The 16,923-nt window shown below is 63.3% G+C and carries 12 protein-coding genes; 1 reads left to right on the forward strand and 11 read right to left on the reverse strand.

All coding sequences use genetic code 11. The features are described 5' to 3' along the window. Positions 1–25 precede the first annotated feature (25 nt). Together mfd and ACSQ3I_RS22500 are read right to left on the reverse strand one after the other, a co-directional pair. Complete coding sequence (mfd, locus tag ACSQ3I_RS22495) at positions 26–3,535, reverse strand: transcription-repair coupling factor (RefSeq protein ID WP_436002621.1); 3,510 nt, start codon at positions 3,533–3,535, stop codon at positions 26–28. After that, positions 3,532–3,849, reverse strand: coding sequence for a succinate dehydrogenase assembly factor 2 (locus ACSQ3I_RS22500; RefSeq protein ID WP_436002623.1), 318 nt, complete (start codon positions 3,847–3,849; stop codon positions 3,532–3,534). The genes mfd and ACSQ3I_RS22500 overlap by 4 nt, the downstream gene beginning before the upstream one ends. Before the next feature lie 361 nt (positions 3,850–4,210). Here ACSQ3I_RS22500 and recG point away from each other — a divergent pair, with 361 nt between their 5' ends. Further along, the gene (recG, locus tag ACSQ3I_RS22505; protein ID WP_436002625.1) at positions 4,211–6,316 is read left to right on the forward strand and encodes an ATP-dependent DNA helicase RecG; all 2,106 of its coding nucleotides are present in this window, start codon (positions 4,211–4,213) and stop codon (positions 6,314–6,316) included. Here the strand turns inward: recG and ACSQ3I_RS22510 are convergent, their stop codons facing one another. The 9 genes from ACSQ3I_RS22510 to ACSQ3I_RS22550 all read right to left on the reverse strand — a co-directional run bounded on the left by ACSQ3I_RS22510 (position 6,317) and on the right by ACSQ3I_RS22550 (position 16,920). Next, positions 6,317–7,015 carry a DUF502 domain-containing protein gene (locus tag ACSQ3I_RS22510; protein ID WP_436002627.1) on the reverse strand — a complete coding sequence of 233 codons (699 nt, stop codon included), beginning with the start codon at positions 7,013–7,015 and terminating at the stop codon, positions 6,317–6,319. Between the two features lie 23 nt (positions 7,016–7,038). Continuing rightward, positions 7,039–7,533, reverse strand: coding sequence for a GNAT family N-acetyltransferase (locus ACSQ3I_RS22515; RefSeq protein WP_436002629.1), 495 nt, complete (start codon positions 7,531–7,533; stop codon positions 7,039–7,041). After that, complete coding sequence (glmS, locus tag ACSQ3I_RS22520) at positions 7,530–9,356, reverse strand: glutamine--fructose-6-phosphate transaminase (isomerizing) (RefSeq protein WP_436002631.1); 1,827 nt, start codon at positions 9,354–9,356, stop codon at positions 7,530–7,532. The genes ACSQ3I_RS22515 and glmS overlap by 4 nt, the downstream gene beginning before the upstream one ends. Before the next feature lie 156 nt (positions 9,357–9,512). Continuing rightward, on the reverse strand, positions 9,513–10,871 hold the full coding sequence (gene glmU, locus ACSQ3I_RS22525; RefSeq protein ID WP_436002633.1) for a bifunctional UDP-N-acetylglucosamine diphosphorylase/glucosamine-1-phosphate N-acetyltransferase GlmU: 1,359 nt from the start codon (positions 10,869–10,871) through the stop codon (positions 9,513–9,515). 337 nt (positions 10,872–11,208) lie between these two features. Then, entirely contained in the window at positions 11,209–12,279 is a 1,071-nt protein-coding gene (locus ACSQ3I_RS22530; protein WP_436002635.1) for a BMP family ABC transporter substrate-binding protein, read from the reverse strand. A gap of 43 nt (positions 12,280–12,322) precedes the next feature. Beyond that, positions 12,323–13,243 (reverse strand): ABC transporter permease, encoded by a 921-nt coding sequence (locus tag ACSQ3I_RS22535; RefSeq protein ID WP_436002637.1) that lies wholly within the window; start codon positions 13,241–13,243, stop codon positions 12,323–12,325. Next, on the reverse strand, positions 13,243–14,331 hold the full coding sequence (locus tag ACSQ3I_RS22540) for an ABC transporter permease (protein ID WP_436002639.1): 1,089 nt from the start codon (positions 14,329–14,331) through the stop codon (positions 13,243–13,245). The genes ACSQ3I_RS22535 and ACSQ3I_RS22540 overlap by 1 nt, the downstream gene beginning before the upstream one ends. After that, entirely contained in the window at positions 14,321–15,880 is a 1,560-nt protein-coding gene (locus ACSQ3I_RS22545; protein ID WP_436002691.1) for an ABC transporter ATP-binding protein, read from the reverse strand. Before ACSQ3I_RS22545 ends, ACSQ3I_RS22540 begins: the two co-directional genes overlap by 11 nt. A gap of 50 nt (positions 15,881–15,930) precedes the next feature. Further along, entirely contained in the window at positions 15,931–16,920 is a 990-nt protein-coding gene (locus ACSQ3I_RS22550) for a quinone oxidoreductase family protein (RefSeq protein ID WP_436002641.1), read from the reverse strand. Positions 16,921–16,923 lie beyond the last annotated feature (3 nt).

Here is a 16,923-nt window from a genome sequence, read left to right on the forward strand (position 1 = left end):
TTTGCTTCACACCGCGCCTGCGTTCTCAGGCCTTCTTGTCCAATAGTCCGGCCAGCTGCGTCATCACCATCGCCGCGCCCGACAGGCGTTTTTCCGGCGTCGGCAGGTCGCGGTTGAGGAACAGGCTGTGGTCCTGGCGGATCTTCGCCATCGTTCCCTGCTTGGCAATGTAGCCGACCAGCGCCGCCGGATCGGGGAATTCCCGGTTGCGGAACTGCACGACGATACCCTTCGGCCCGGCCTCCAGCTTCTCGACATTGGCCTTGCGGCAGAGCGATTTCACATAGACGATTTTCAGCAGATGCTGCACCTCGATCGGCATCGGCCCGAAACGGTCGATCATCTCGGCGCCGAAACCGTCGATTTCGGAAAGCTCCGTCACTTCGCCGAGGCGGCGGTAAAGGCCCATGCGCAGGTGCAGGTCCGGCACGTAGTCGTCGGGGATCATGACGGGCGTGCCGACAGAAATCTGCGGCGACCAGCCGGTATCGGCGATCTCGTCGACGCCCTTCACCTCGGCCACCGCCTCCTCGAGCATCTGCTGGTAAAGCTCGAATCCGACTTCCTTGATGTGACCGGACTGCTCTTCGCCCAGCAGGTTGCCGGCGCCGCGGATGTCGAGGTCGTGGCTCGCGAGCTGGAAGCCGGCGCCGAGCGTATCGAGCGACTGCAACACCTTCAGGCGCCGGTCGGCCTGCGCCGTCAGCACCTTGTTGACTGGCAGGGTGAACAGCGCGAAGGCGCGCACCTTGGAACGGCCGACGCGGCCGCGCAGCTGGTAGAGCTGCGCCAGGCCGAACATATCGGCCCGGTGAACGATCAGCGTGTTGGCCGTCGGCACGTCGAGGCCGGATTCGACGATGGTGGTCGACAGGAGCACGTCATACTTGCCGTCGTAGAAGGCGTTCATGATGTCTTCGAGCTCACCTGCCGGCATCTGGCCGTGGGCCACGGCCACCTTCAGCTCCGGCACGTCGGACTGCAGGAAGGCCTGGATGTCGGCGAGGTCGGCGAGCCGCGGGCAGACGTAAAAACTCTGGCCGCCGCGATAATGCTCGCGCATCAGCGTCTCGCGGATGACCAGCGGATCGAAGGGCGAGATGAAGGTGCGTACCGCCATGCGGTCGACCGGCGGCGTGGTGATCAGCGACAGTTCGCGCACCCCGGTCATGGCAAGCTGCAGCGTACGCGGGATCGGCGTCGCCGACAGCGTCAGCACATGCACGTCGCTTTTCAGCTCCTTTAGCCGTTCCTTGTGCTTGACGCCGAAATGCTGCTCTTCGTCGATGATCAACAGGCCGAGATTGGCGAAATTGATGCCGGCGCCGAGCAGCGCATGGGTGCCGACGACGACGTCGGTCTTGCCTTCGGCCACTTCCTTCTTGGTCAGCGCCAGTTCCTTGGACCCGACGAGGCGCGAGGCCTGCGCCACGCGGATCGGAAGGCCGCGGAAGCGTTCGGAAAAGGTCTTGAAATGCTGGCGGGCGAGCAGCGTTGTCGGCACGACGACGGCGACCTGCACGCCGTTCATCGCCGCGACGAAGGCGGCGCGCAGCGCCACTTCCGTCTTGCCGAAACCGACGTCGCCGCAGACGAGGCGGTCCATCGGCCGGCCGGCGCCGAGATCGCTGCGCACCGCCTCGATGGCGTTCATCTGGTCTTCCGTTTCGTCATAGGGGAAACGGGCGGCGAATTCGTCGTAGAGGCCTTCCGGGGTGGTCAGCAGCGGCGCGTAACGCGTCAGGCGCTCGGCGGCGATCTTGATCAGGCCGCCGGCCATGTCGAGCAGGCGTTTTTTCAGCTTGGCCTTGCGCATCTGCCAGGCACCGCCGCCCAGCTTGTCCAGCTGCACCTCGGTGCCCTCGCCGCCGTATCGCGACAGGAGGTCGATGTTTTCCACCGGCAGGAACAGTTTGGCGTCGTCGGCATATTGCAGTTCGAGGCAGGCATGCGGCGCGCCGGCGGCCTCGATGGTTTTCAGGCCGACGAAACGGCCGATGCCGTGCTCAGCGTGCACGACGATCGAGCCTTCGTCCAGGCCGGCGACTTCGGAGATGAAGTCCGCCCCGCGCTTGCGGCGCTTGGAGCGGCGCACCATGCGGTCGCCCAGAATGTCCTGCTCGCCGATGACGACGAGATCGCCGGCCTCGAAGCCGGCCTCGAGGCTGAGCACCGTCGATGCCGCCTCGCCCTTGCCGAGGCCCGACAGGTCCTTCAGCCGGGTGACCGGCTTGATCTTTTCCAGGCCATGTTCGGCAAGCACCTGCAGCAGGCGATCGAGCGAACCTTCCGACCAGCCGGTGACCAACACCTTCTTGCCCTTGGCACGCTTCTCGCCGATATGCTTGACCGCGAGGTCGAAGACGTTGACGCGTTCGCCGTCACCGCTCTCCGCCGCCGGCTTTGCCCAGCGCGGGCCGACATGCGCATCGACCGTCACCACCTTGCGGCTTTCGCCCTCGATCTCGTTGAACGGCGTCAGGCGGATGGCACCGAAAGCATCCAGCGTGCGGCCGAAGAGTTTTGCTTCGAGGTAGAGTTGGCCGGGGGAAACCGGCTTGTAGGGCGCTCCTTGCGTCATCTGGCCCTTGGCCGGCTGGCCGGCGCTCTGGCGTGCCTCGTAATAATCGAGGACCAGTTTGGCGCGTTCCTCCGAGGCTTCGCGCACCGTGTGGTCGGTGACGATCAGGAAACCTTTGAGATAATCGAAGACGGTTTCCAGTTTCTCGTAGAACAGCGGCAGCCAGTGTTCCATGCCGGCATAACGTCGGCCTTCGGAGACGGCGACATAGAGCGAATCGTCACGGGTGGCGGCGCCGAAGAGCGACAGGTAGTTCTTGCGGAAACGGCTGATCGTATCCGGCGTCAGCGTCACCTCGCTCATCGGGTTGAGGTTCAGCGAACGGGCCTGGCCGGTGGTGCGCTGGCTGGCCGGATCGAAGGTGCGGATGCTCTCCAGCGTATCGCCGAAGAAATCGAGGCGCACCGGCTCTTCCGTGCCGGGCACGAAGACATCGAGAATGCCGCCGCGCACGGCGAACTCGCCGACCTCGCGCACCGTGGCGACGCGGTCGAAACCGTTGCGCTCCAGGCGGGCAGCGATGTCGTCCATGCGGATCTGGTTGCCGGGCTTGGCGGAAAAGGCGAGGCTTTCGATGACGTCGCGCGGCGCCATCTTCTGCAGCATGGCGTTGACGGTGACCAGCACGATGGCCGGATGCGGCTTCTTTTCGTGAGCAATCAGGCCGGAGAGCGCCGAGAGGCGCCGGGCGGACGTGTCGGCGCTTGGAGAGACGCGGTCATAGGGCAGGCAATCCCAGGCCGGTAGCGTCAGCACCGGGATTTCGGGCACGAGGAAACCCAGCATCTGCTCGATATCGGCCATGCGCTGGCCGTCGGACAGCACATAAGCGACCGGCCGCCCTGCCTTTGCCAGTTCGGCGATCAGGAACGGCTCCATGCCGGGCGGCACGTTGCCGACCGTCAGCGCCGTGCCGAGCGAGGCCAGAAATTCGGGATCGAAACCGGGGATCATTCTGCAGTCCTGAGAGTGGCGGCGGTGACGGGGTCGAAATCCGGACGATAGGAGGCGATGCGATCGAAGAGCGTCGTGCGGAACCGTTCCGGCGTCGGCGCGGCGCCTGTCACCCATTTCACCAGGTCGTTGTCCTCTTCGGCCATGATCACCTCCAGCGCATCGAGTTCGGCCTCGTTGAGGCCGGCGATCTCGGCTTCGGCAAACTGGCCGAGAACCAGGTCCATCTCGCGGATGCCGCGATGCCAGCAACGGTAAAGGATCCGCCTGCGGCGAGGATCAAGGTCGGCGCTGGTGCGGCTGAGGCCGGTCATGGGATGGTCTTTCCGGTTGGGGACGATGTTTTGGATAGCCCGGCGCCATGCCCCTCATCTGCCTGCCGGCATCGTCTCCCCGTTCTTACGGGGAGAAGAAACATGCTGCGCCCGCTCGTTTTAGGAGAAATCGAGCGGTCGAGGCAAACTCGTCCCCTCTCCCCGCTTGCGGGGAGAGGGTTAGGGTGAGGGGCAAGCGCGGGCACCGCATCGGCGGACATCATCGGCATCGTCACGAATCATTATTGTCGCCGCGGCCGAATGGAAGGCTGCGGCGTTAAGAGGATGCCCGCTATATAGCGGTTGGTTTTCCACTTGTCAGCCTTGCCAAGACCGCATTTCTCATCGCATTTTGCGCCCCATGCGTCCCGCCCTGCTCGATCCCCTGTTTTCCACGATTGGTTCCCTGCCCGGTGTCGGCCCGAAACTCGCCGACCTGCTGGCGAAGCTGCTCGGGCGCGAGACGGCGGAGGATGCGCGGGTCATCGACCTCGTCTTTCATGCGCCGAGCTCGCTCATCGACCGGCGCAAGCAGCCGGGCATCGCCATGGCGCCGCAAGGCGTCATCGTCACGCTGACGGGACGGGTCGATCGCCACCAGCCGCCGCCGAAGGGCAAGTCGAACGTGCCCTACCGGGTCTTCCTGCACGACGAGACCGGCGAACTTGCGCTGACCTTCTTTCGCGCCAAGGGCGACTGGCTGGAAAAGGCGCTGCCGATCGATGAGACGGTGATGGTCAGCGGCAAGGTCGACTGGTTCAACGGCCGCGCCTCGATGGTGCATCCGGATTACATGGTGAAGGTCGGCGAGGCGGAAAACCTGCCGCTGGTGGAGCCGATCTATCCGATGACGGCGGGGCTTTCGGCAAAATTCCTGCGCAAGGTCATCGATGCCGCGCTGACGCGCGTGCCAAAAATGCCGGAATGGATCGACGAAACGTTGTGCCGCCAGCAGGGTTTCCTCACGGTCGACGACAGTTTTCGCGATCTGCACGATCCGCGCGATGAAAGCGATCTCGATCCGCAGGCGCCGGCGCGGCGGCGGCTTGCGTATGACGAGTTCCTGGCCGGGCAATTGTCGCTGTCGCTGGTGCGCCAGCGGCTGCGCAAGGTGGCCGGGCATCCCGTTCGCGGCACTGGCGCCCTGAGTGGCAAAATCCTCGCCGCCCTGCCCTTTTCGCCGACGCGCAGCCAGTCGGAGGCGGTTGCCGACATCCTCAAGGACATGGCCGGCAACGAGCGCATGCTGCGGCTGCTGCAGGGCGACGTCGGCTCGGGCAAGACGCTGGTGGCGCTGCTGTCGATGGCGGCGGCGGTGGAGAGTGGCGGCCAGGCGGTGCTGATGGCGCCGACGGAAATTTTGGCGCGCCAGCATTTTGCGACTATCTCGAAACTGGCCGATGCGGCCGGCGTGACTGTCGAGGTGCTGACGGGGCGCACGAAAGGCCGCGAGCGTGAGGCGATCCTGGAGCGGATCGCCAGCGGCGAGGCGCAGATCGTCATCGGCACGCACGCGCTGTTCCAGGATGCGGTGAACTATCGCAATCTCGTGCTCGCCGTCGTCGACGAGCAGCACCGGTTCGGCGTGCACCAGCGGCTGAGGCTGACGGCCAAGGGCATCTCGCCGCACATGCTGGTGATGACCGCAACGCCGATCCCGCGCACGCTGGTGCTCGCCGCCTTCGGCGACATGGACGTGTCGAAACTCACGGAAAAACCGGCCGGCCGCAAACCGATCCAGACGATCACCGTGCCGACCGAGCGGATCGGCGACATCGTCGGCCGGCTGCGGCATGCGGTGGCCGAGGGCAAGAAGGCTTACTGGATCTGCCCGCTGGTGGAGGAATCGGAAGAGTCCGATCTTATGTCGGCGGAGGAGCGGCATGCGACACTGGTGCAAGTCTTCGGCGACAATGTCGGCCTGATCCACGGCCGGATGAGCGGCACGGAGAAGGATGCCGTCATGCTCGCCTTCAAGAACGGCGAGTTGCGGCTGCTGGTGGCGACGACCGTGGTGGAAGTCGGCGTCGACGTTCCGGATGCGACGATCATGGTCATCGAGCATGCCGAACGGTTCGGTCTTGCGCAGTTGCACCAGCTGCGCGGCCGCGTCGGGCGTGGCGACGAGGCATCGACCTGCATCCTGCTCTACAAGGGGCCGCTCAGCGAAACCGGCCATGCACGGCTGTCGATCCTGCGCGACACGGAGGACGGCTTCGTCATTGCCGAGGAGGACCTGAAGCTGCGTGGCGAAGGCGAGTTGCTCGGCACCCGTCAATCCGGCACGCCCGGCTTCCGCATCGCCAGCCTGGAAGCGCATGGCGACCTGCTGGAGATCGCCCGCAAGGATGCCGCCTACCTGATCGAGAAGGATCCGGAACTGACCAGCCCGCGCGGAGAGGCGGTGCGTACCCTGCTCTATCTGCACCGCCGCGACGAAGCGATCCGCTTCCTGCGGGCCGGCTGATCAGTCGTTGCCGATCCGCTCGGGAACCTCGGCCAACGCTTCCGGCGCGTGTTTTTCGATGAATTCAGGCGTGACCAGGCCGCCGGAAATCAAAAGCTTGGCGCCCTCTTCCGGGCTCATATCGAGCACGATTATTTTTTCCCGCGGCACGAACAGCAGGAAACCCGCTGTCGGCACCGGTGTCGGCGGCAGGAAGACGGTGACCATTTCCTGGCCCATGGCATTGAAGCGGCTGGCAAGCTCTCCCTTCACATCACCGGCAATGAAGACCAGCGACCAGAGGCCGGGGCTGGGATATTCGATGAGGCCGACCTTCTTGAAGGAGTTCGACCGTTCCTTCAGCACCGTCTCGAAGATCTGCTTCACGCTGCTGTAGATGGTCCGCACCAGCGGCGTGCGGTTGAGGATCGATTCGCCGAAATCGACGATCGAGCGGCCGATGAGGTTCTTGCCGAAGAAGCCGATGATGGTGATGAACACGACCGCAATCAGCAGGCCGAAGCCGGGCACGGCGAATTTCAGATAGCTTTCGGGATTGTAGCGCTCGGGGATATAGGGTTTCACCCAGCTGTCGGCCCAATGGATGAAGGTCCAGGTCAGCCAGATGGTAATGGCGATCGGTGCGCAGATGATCAGGCCTGTCAGAAAATTGTTCCGCAGCCGGGTGGCGAAGTTCTCGCCTTTCGGTGTCTCCGTCATTCGCCGATCATTCTCTTGCCGCGTCACCCGTAGAAGGCCGAATTGTAGCGAACAATGCCGCAAGCCATGGGGCCTGACAAGGCAAGTCCCATGAAATATTGCGGCGCACAATCAGCAAGCACGAGATCGTGATGGTGGCCGAAGCCGAAGCGGCCGTAATAGCCGGGCTCGCCCATGACAACGCAGCCGCCGGCGCCGAGTTCCGAAAGCCGTTCAAGCCCCGCGCGGACCAGAGCGCCGCCAATACCCTCGCCCTGCCGGTCGGGCGCGACCGAAACCGGGCCCAATCCGTACCAGTTGGATATGCCGTCACCGATCTCCACCGGCGAAAAGGCGATATGCCCAAGGATTTTTCCGTCCTCTTCCGCCACCAGCGACACGGAAAGCGCGCCGGACCGGCGCAGTCGCTCGACGATCAAGTGTTCGGTCTGGTCGCTATGCGGATGATCGGTGAAGGCCGCGCGGGTGACGGCATCGATTGCCGCCGCATCGTCCGGCCCTTCCGTACGGATCATCATTCGACGGTCACCGATTTCGCCAGGTTGCGCGGCTGGTCGACATCGGTGCCCATGAAGACGGCGGTGTGGTAGGCAAGCAGCTGGATCGGCAGCGAGAAGATCATCGGCGAAATGATCTCGTCGACGACGGGCAGGACGATGGTCGCCATGGTCGGCAGCTTGGAGGCGGCAGCCCCCTTCTCGTCGGTAATGAAGATGATGCGGCCGCCGCGGGCCGCGACTTCCTGCATGTTTGACACCGTCTTTTCGAAGAAACGGTCGTGGGGGGCGATGACGATGACCGGCATGTTTTCATCGATCAGGGCGATCGGGCCGTGCTTCAACTCGCCGGCGGCATAACCCTCGGCATGAATATAGGAGATTTCCTTGAGTTTCAGCGCGCCTTCCATGGCCAGCGGATAACTGGTGCCACGGCCGATATAAAGGACGTCCTTGCACTTCGACAGGTCGCGCGCCAGACTTTCCATCTGCGGCTGGATCAGGTTGAGCACCTGGCTCATGATCCGCGGCATTTCGGTCAGGTGCTTGACCAGCGTTTTTTCGTCGGCAGCGTCGAGCGTGCCGCGCGCCCGGCCGGCGCCGATGGCCAGCGAAGCGAGCACGGCGAGCTGGCAGGTGAAGGCCTTGGTCGAGGCGACGCCGATTTCCGGGCCGGCGAGGATCGGGAAGATGGCGTCTGCCTCGCGGGCAATGGTTGATTCCGTGGCGTTAACGACCGCGCCGATCTTCAGGCCGTTGTCCTTGCAGTAGCGCAGCGAGGCGAGCGTATCGGCGGTCTCGCCGGACTGCGAGATGAACAGTGCCGCCTGGCTCGGCGACAGCGGCATTTCGCGATAGCGGAACTCCGAGGCGACATCGATTTCGACCGGCAGGCGGGCGTAGCGCTCGAACCAGTATTTGCCGACCGAACCTGCAAGAAACGCGGTCCCGCAGGCGGAAATCGCCAGGCTGGAGACCTTTGCGAAATCGATGGCGCCGGTTTCGACCCGCACCGTGTGGCTGGCGAAATCGACATAGTGGCTGAGCGCGTGGGAGATGACCTCCGGCTGCTCGTAGACTTCCTTCTCCATGAAGTGGCGATGGTTGCCCTTGTCGATGAGATAGGCAGCGGCCTGGGTGATCTGGCGCGGGCGCGAAACGCGGTTGCCGTCGATGTCGAAAATCGCCACGCCTTCGGTGCCGATGACAGCCCAGTCGCCGTCAATGAGATAGGTGATCTCGTTGGTGAAGGGCGACAGCGCGATGGCGTCGGAGCCGAGATAGGTCTCGCCGCGACCATAACCGATGGCGAGCGGCGGGCCGGAACGGGCCGCCATAATCGTCGACGGGTCGTCCTCGAACAGCACCGCCAGCGCATAGGCGCCGGTCACCCGCCGCAGCATCGCATGCATCGTCTCGCGGCGGCCGAGACCGTCGCGGCGGTATTTTGCCAGAAGGTGGGCGACCACTTCCGTATCGGTCTGCGTCGCGAACTGGGCGCCGGCGGCAGCCAGCTCTTCCTTCAGCTCGGAAAAGTTCTCGATGATACCGTTATGGACGACGGCGACCCCCTCGACGAAATGCGGATGGGCATTGGTTTCGTTCGGCACGCCGTGGGTGGCCCAGCGGGTGTGGGCGATGCCGATGGTGCCATCGAGCGGCTCATCGGCCAGCTTCTTCTGCAGGTTGAACAGTTTGCCTTCGGCGCGACGGCGTTCCAGCCGTCCCTTGTTGATGGTTGCGACGCCGGCGGAATCATATCCGCGATATTCCAGTCGCGTCAGCGCATCGACCAGTCGTCCTGCCACCGGACTCTTCCCGACAATCCCCACAATCCCGCACATGGACGTCTCCGTTTGTTTCTCAGCTTGCCGCAGATCCCGTCGATGCCAACGCAAGGTGGCCTTCGATCCGTTTCGATGTCGGGACTATGCAGTAGCGGTTTTCGGCGGAACCGCAATCGGCGGCCCGCTCACTTTCGATTTCGCTTCGTTACCGGCTCAGGTCTTTTTCTTCGCCGCCTTGAACGCCAGTGCGCGCTCGCGGATGATCTTGGCGCGCTCCGGCTTGATTTCCTGCCGGGCACGGCCGAGCGCCAGCGCATCGGCCGGCACATCCTCGGTGATGACGCTGCCGGAGGCGACATAAGCACCGTCACCGATGGTCACCGGCGCGACGAGCGCCGAGTTGGAGCCAATGAAGCTGTTTGCGCCGATGCGGGTGATGTGTTTGTTCACGCCGTCGTAATTGCAGGTGATGGTGCCGGCGCCAATATTGCTGCCTGCGCCGATGAAGGCGTCGCCGATATAGGTCAGATGGTTCACCTTGGCGCCGGCGCCGATCTCGGCATTCTTCACCTCGCAGAAATTGCCGACCTTGGCGCCTTCGGCCAGATCCGTGCCCGGCCGCAGCCGCGCGAAGGGCCCCACGGTGGCGCCTGCCTTCACATGCGCGCCCTCCAGATGCGAGAAGGCATGGATGACGGCGCCCGTCTCGACGGTGACGCCGGGGCCGAAGACGACGTTCGGCTCGATGATCACGTCCTGGGCGATGCTGGTGTCGTGCGACAGGAAGACGGTTTCCGGTGCGATCATCGAAACGCCCGCCAGCATCATCTCGTGCCGGCGCCGCTCCTGCCACATGCGTTCGATGACCGCGAGTTCGGCGCGGTTGTTGCAGCCGGTCAGCTCGTCCTCAGGCGCATCGACGGCAATCGTCCGGCCGCCGAGCGTGCGGGCGATCTCGACCACGTCGGTCAGGTAGAACTCGCCCTTGGCATTGTCGTTGCCGATCCGTCCGAGCAGGTCGAGGGCCTTGCGGCCGTTGATCGCCATCAGGCCGCTGTTGCACCAGGTGACGGCGCGTTCGGCGTCCGTGGCATCCTTTTCCTCGCGGATGGCGACCAGCTCGCCATTCTCGACCAGCAGGCGACCGTAGCCGGTCGGCCGGTCTGTATGGAAGCCGATGACAACGATATCGTTGCCGGCGGCGAGCCCCTCACGGGCGGCACGCAACGGCCCATCCGTGATCAGCGGCACATCGCCATACGCGACCAGAATGTCGTCATAGCCGCGCGCAATCGCCTCGCGCGCCGCCAGCACCGCATTGCCGGTGCCGAGGCGTTCCTTCTGCATGAAGGGTTCGACGATCACGCCGTCGATACTGGCCGCCTTGGCGACTTCTTCGGCATTGCGGCCAACCACGAGGGCCACGGATGAGATGCCCGTCCTTGCCATCGCATCCATGACATGCGCAATCATCGGGCGGTTGGCGACCGGATGCAGCACCTTCGACATCGACGATTTCATGCGGGTGCTTTCACCGGCGGCGAGGATGACGGCAAGGCAACTGCGTTCCATGAGAATCTCCGAAAATTCCGCTTTATCTTTCGGCTCCTGCCCTAACCTTTGAACCGCCCAAGCGGCAAGTCACAGACGGAAACCGGGCTCAAATATTCCGTTACATCGATGGCGTTTTGAGAAAGAGGTTTTTGTCGCAGTTTCCAATAAAAACATATCATTACGTGGATATGCTGAATCAACGCATTAAAATCCACCAAATTCAATATTATTATTTAATAACATAAAGATATAGAAAATTTCTAATTTTACGTATGAGCTTGTTCGGCGAGACGAGGCCGATGGCGCTTCTTCCTGAAAAAGAAAGGGCGCCGTTTCGGCGCCCTTTCGGTATTCATTATTGCGGCAGCTTGTCGTCGACGCCGGCGATGTAGAAGTTCATGCCGAGCAGCGTGCCGTCGTCGGCCTTCTCGCCGTCCTTCAGCCAATCGGTGCCGTCCTGCTTCTTGATCGGACCCGTGAACGGATGCAGTTCGCCGGACTTGATCTTGGCTTCGGTTTCTTCGGCCATCTTCTTCACGTCGTCAGGCATGTTGGTGTAGGGCGCCATGGTCAGGATGCCGTCCTTCAGGCCGTCCCAGATCTGCTCCGACTTCCAGGTGCCGTCGAGAACCGCCTGGGTGCGCTTGATGTAGTAGGCGCCCCAGGTGTCGACGATCGCCGTCAGCTGGGTTTCCGGGCCGGCCTTGATCATGTCGGAGGCCTGGCCGAAGGCCTTGATGCCACGTTCGGTCGCAACCTGCATCGGCGCGGTGGTGTCGGTGTGCTGCGTCAGGATATCGACGCCCTGATCGATCAGCGCCTTGGCGGCGTCGGCTTCCTTGCCGGGGTCGAACCAGGTGTTGGCCCAGATGACCTTGACCTTGAAGTCCGGGTTGACCGACTGTGCGCCGTGCATGAACGAGTTGATGCCCATGACGACTTCCGGGATCGGGAAGGAAGCGATGTAGCCGGCGACGCCCTTCTGCGACATCTTCGCGGCGATCTGGCCCTGGATGTAGCGGCCTTCATAGAAACGCGAATTGTAGGTGGCGAGGTTGGCCGAAGACTTGAAGCCGGTCGCGTGCTCGAACTTCACGTCCGGGAACTTTGCGGCGATCTTGACGGTCGCATCCATGAAGCCGAACGAGGTGGTGAAGATCAGGGCGCAGCCGGAACGGGCCATGCGCTCGATGGCGCGCTCCGCATCCGGGCCTTCCGGCACGCTTTCCAGGAACGGCGTCTCGATCTTGTCGCCGAACTTTTCCTGCAGCGCCTGACGGCCGAGGTCATGGGCCTGGGTCCAGCCGCCATCGGTCTTGGAGCCGACGTAGATGAAGCAGATCTTGGTTTTGTCCTCAGCGGCTGCCGCCGCGGCAAAACCCAGAACGGCTGCCGATGTGGCAAGGGCGAATATCAGTTTTTTCATGTCGACCTCTGTCGGTTGGAGTAATTTTGTTGTTTTTTGCAGCTCACCGATCGGGCACGAACGGCTTGCCGAGCGATGCCGGCGTGTTGATCAGCGTCATGCGCCGATTGTGAGATATGAGAATGAGTACGACAATTGTAGCCGCATAGGGAAGAGCCGACAGGAACTGCGAGGGGATGCCGACGCCAAAGGCCTGGGCATGCAGCTGGCTGATCGACACGGCACCAAAGAGATAACCGCCGGCCAGCACCCGTGCCGGTCGCCACGAGGCAAAGACCACCAGCGCCAAGGCGATCCAGCCGCGACCTGCCGACATGTTTTCCACCCATTGCGGCGTATAGACCAGCGAGAGCTGGGCGCCGGCAAGGCCGGCACAGGCGCCGCCGAACATCACCGCAAGATACCGCGTGCCGATGACATGGATGCCGAGTGCATGCGCCGAACCATGGCTGTCGCCGATGGCGCGCAGCTTCAGGCCGGCCCGGCTGCGGAACAGAAACCAGTGCACGCCGATGATCAAAGCGATCGACATGTAGAAGATCAGGTCCTGCTTGAACAAAAGCGGCCCGATGAAGGGAATGTCGGCGAGAACGGGGATGACGATCGGCTGCAGCTTGATGCCGGACATGCCGACATAGGGTTCGCCGATCTGGCCGGAGATGCCGAGGCCGAGGATGGTCAGGGCCAGGCCCGTCGCCACCTGGTTGGCGACCAGCGTCAGGGTCAGGAAACCGAAGAGCAGCGAAAACAGCGCGCCGCAGGCGATGCCGGCGAGAATGCCGATATAGGGCGAGCCGGTGATCTGCGTTGCCGCAAAGGCCAGCGCCGCGCCCATGATCATCATGCCTTCGACGCCGAGGTTGAGGACACCGGCGCGCTCGGTCACCAGTTCGCCGATGGCGGCCAGCACCAGCGGCGTGGCGGCGGTGATGACGGTCAAAAGGATCGCTTCGACGATACCCATCAGTTCGCTCCGTCTTCGGCGGTTCGGCCGGCAAAAACTATCCGGATCTTGTAGAGGATCAACGTGTCGCAGGAGAGCACGAAGAACAGCAGCAGACCCTGGAAGACGCGGGTGACCTTGTCTGAAACGCTGAGCGTCAGCTGCACCGCCTCGCCGCCGACATAGGTCAGGGCCAGCAGCAGGCCGGCGACGATGACGCCGAGCGGATTGAGGCGCCCGAGGAACGCGACGATGATGGCGGTAAAACCGTATCCGGGGGAGATGATCGGCTGCAGCTTGTTGATCGCGCCGCTGACTTCGGCGATGCCGGCAAGCCCGGCAAGCGCGCCGGACAGAAGCATCGAGAACCAGATCATCCGGCGTGAGGAAAAGCCGGCAAAACGCCCTGCCCGCTCCGACTGGCCGAGCACGGTGATCTCAAAACCCTTGAGCGTGTAGCGCATCATCAGCCACAGCAGCAGCGCGGCGATGATGGCGAAGGCGAAACCCAGGTTGGCGCGCCCGGAGGAAATCAGTTCCGGCAGGACGGCTTCCGGCACGAAATCGCGGGTGATCGGGAAATTCAGGCCATCCGGGCTGCGCCACGGTCCGCGCACCAGCCAGTCGAGGAAGAGCTGGGCGATATAGACCAGCATCAGGCTCGTCAGGATTTCGTTGGTGTTCATGTGCGCCTTGAGGAAGGCCGGCACGGCGGCATACAGTGCCCCGCCGATCATGCCCATGATCATCATCAACGGCAGAAGCAGCGGCGAATGCCAGTCGTAGAAGGTGACCGGCAGGATCGAGCCCATGATGGCGCCGGCGATGAACTGGCCTTCGGCGCCGATGTTCCAGTTATTGGAGCGGTAGCAGACCGCAAGCCCGACGCCGATCAGGATCAGCGGCGCCGCCTTGATGGCGATCTCGTGCAGCGACCAGATGTCGAGAAGCGGCTCGACGAAGAAGCTGTAGAGCGCCGAAACGGGATCCTTGCCGAGCAGGGCGAACATGATGCCGCCGGCGATCACCGTCAGCACAAGCGCGATGAACGGCGACAGGATGGAGTAAAGGGTGGACGCGCCGGCGCGCTTTTCCAGTTCAATGCGCATCCGCGGCCTCACGCTCTTCTGCCTTGCCGTGGAAACCGCCCATCAGCAGGCCGATCTTTTCACGGGTCATGCCTTCGGCCGGATAGACCGGCGACAGGCGCCCTTCGTTGATGACGGCGATCTCGGTGGCGACTTCGAAAATCTCGTCGAGATCCTGGCTGATGACCAGCACCGCGGAACCCGACTTGGCGAGATCGACCAGCGCCTGGCGGATGCGGCTTGCCGCACCGGCATCCACGCCCCAGGTGGGTTGGTTGACGATCAGCACGTTCGGCTGCCGGTCAAGCTCGCGGCCGACGATGAATTTCTGCAGGTTGCCGCCGGACAGCGAGCCGGCTGGCGGATCTTCGCCGCTCTTGCGCACGTCCATGGCTGCCGAAATACGCTTCGTCGCCAGACGAACGGCGACATAACGGATGATGCCGAGAATCCCGCCGGCGAGGAACACCCTGCGATCGGACTTGCTACGCGCCAGGACGAGATTGTCGGACAGCGGCAGGCCGGGAACGGCGGCGTGGCCGTGACGTTCCTCCGGCACGAAACCGGCACCCATCAGGCGCCGGGCGGTGATGCCGTACGTACCCACGCCCTTGTCGGAAATCCGTACGGCGTCCGCCTCAGCGACCGGGTATTCACCGGACAAGGCATCGAACAGCTCGCTCTGGCCGTTGCCGGCCACGCCGGCGATTGCCAGCACTTCGCCGCTGCGCACGGTGAGACAGATGTTCTTGAGCGCGGTGGCGAAAGGCGTGCGTGCCGCGACATTGAGGTTGCGGGCTTCGAGCAGCACGTTGCCCTTGGTGTTCATCCCGGCGGCGGTGACGTTGGCCACCTCGCTGCCGACCATCATGCGGGCCAGCGAGGCCGGCGTTTCCGCCCTTGGATCGCAGGCGCCGGTCACCTTGCCATGACGCAAAACGGTGGCACGGTCGCAGATGCGTTGCACCTCTTCCAGCCGGTGGCTGATATAGAGAACAGAGCGACCTTCGGCCTTGAGCTTGGCCAGCGTTTCGAACAGCCGGTCGGCCTCCTGCGGCGTCAGCACCGAGGTGGGTTCGTCGAGGATGATCAGTTCGGGGTTCTGCAACAGGGTGCGGACGATCTCGATACGCTGGCGTTCACCAACCGAGAGATCGGCGACATGGGCGTTCGGGTCCAGCGGCAGGCCGTAATTGCGGGAAAGGACGGCGGCCTCTTCGGAAATCTTGGCGAGCGATATCCTGGGGTCGAGCGACAATGCGATGTTTTCCGCCACCGTCAGGGCTTCGAACAGCGAAAAATGCTGGAACACCATGCCGATACCGGTCCGCCGGGCGGCACCCGGCGAGGCGATGCGCACTGGCTCGCCCTTCCACAAGATCTGGCCGGAGGTCGGCGCCAGGACGCCGAACAGCATTTTGACCAGCGTGGATTTCCCCGCGCCGTTTTCTCCCAGCAGCGCATGGATCTCGCCCGGGCGGATGTCCAGATCGATCCCGTCGCAGGCTGCAAAGCTGCCGAAAAGCTTCGTCAGCTTGCGAACCGACAGCAATGTATCGGATCGCGACATTTCGTTCGCCGTCACTGAGCCCCCTCAGATTCTTGCCGGCCACCTGTGGATCAGGGGATCAGCACCGTTGTTCCGCTTGTTTTTCTTGCTTCCAGATCCGCATGCGCCCGACCGGCATCCGCCAGCGGATAGGTTTGCGGAATATTGATACGCACTTTGTTGCTTTGCACAACAGCAAACAGCGATTCTGCACAAGCCTTCAGTTCTTCCGGCGTGGCAATGTAAGCGAAGAGTGTCGGTCGCGTGGCGAAGAGCGAACCCTTCTGTGCCAGCAGGCTCATGCTGAAGGAATCGACCGGACCGGAGGCATTGCCGAAACTGACCCACATGCCGCGCGGCTTGAGGCAGTCGAGCGAATGCGGAAACGTATCCTTGCCGATCGAGTCGTAGACGACATCGACGCCCTTGCCGCCGGTGATTTCCCTGACGCGCTCGACAAAGTTGTCGTCGCGATAATTGATGACGTGGTCGTAGCCGTGCTGCAATGCCAGCTTGACCTTGTCGTCGGACCCGGCTGTGCCGATCACCGTCGCACCAAGCGCCTTGGCCCACTGGCCGGCAATCAGGCCGACGCCGCCTGCGGCAGCATGAAACAGCAGCACCGTATCCGGGCCGACCTTGTAGGTGCGGTTCAGCAGGTATTCGACGGTCATGCCCTTGAGCATCATCGCCGCCGCCGTCTCCAGCGAAATTCCTTCGGGCACCTTCACCAGGTGGCGCGTCTCGATATTGCGTTCGACACTATAGGCGCCGTCGGAACTGGCGTAAGCGACGCGGTCCCCCACGGCGAAATCCGTTACTCCGGCACCGACTGCGGTAACCGTCCCTGCCCCTTCCTTGCCGACAACGAAAGGCAGGCCATTCGGCGCTTTGTACAGGCCGGTGCGGAAATAGACGTCGATGAAATTCAGGCCGACAGCCGCATGATGGATCTGCACCTGGCCGGCAGCCGGCGGCGGCAGATCGATGTCCTCGATCTTCAGCACCTCCGGCCCGCCGGTCTCACGCATGACGATCGCTCTGGTTTTGCCTGACGACATCGG

This window comes from Rhizobium sp. LjRoot30 (assembly GCF_964253915.1).
In the GTDB taxonomy this organism is placed as follows: Bacteria; Pseudomonadota; Alphaproteobacteria; order Rhizobiales; family Rhizobiaceae; genus Metarhizobium.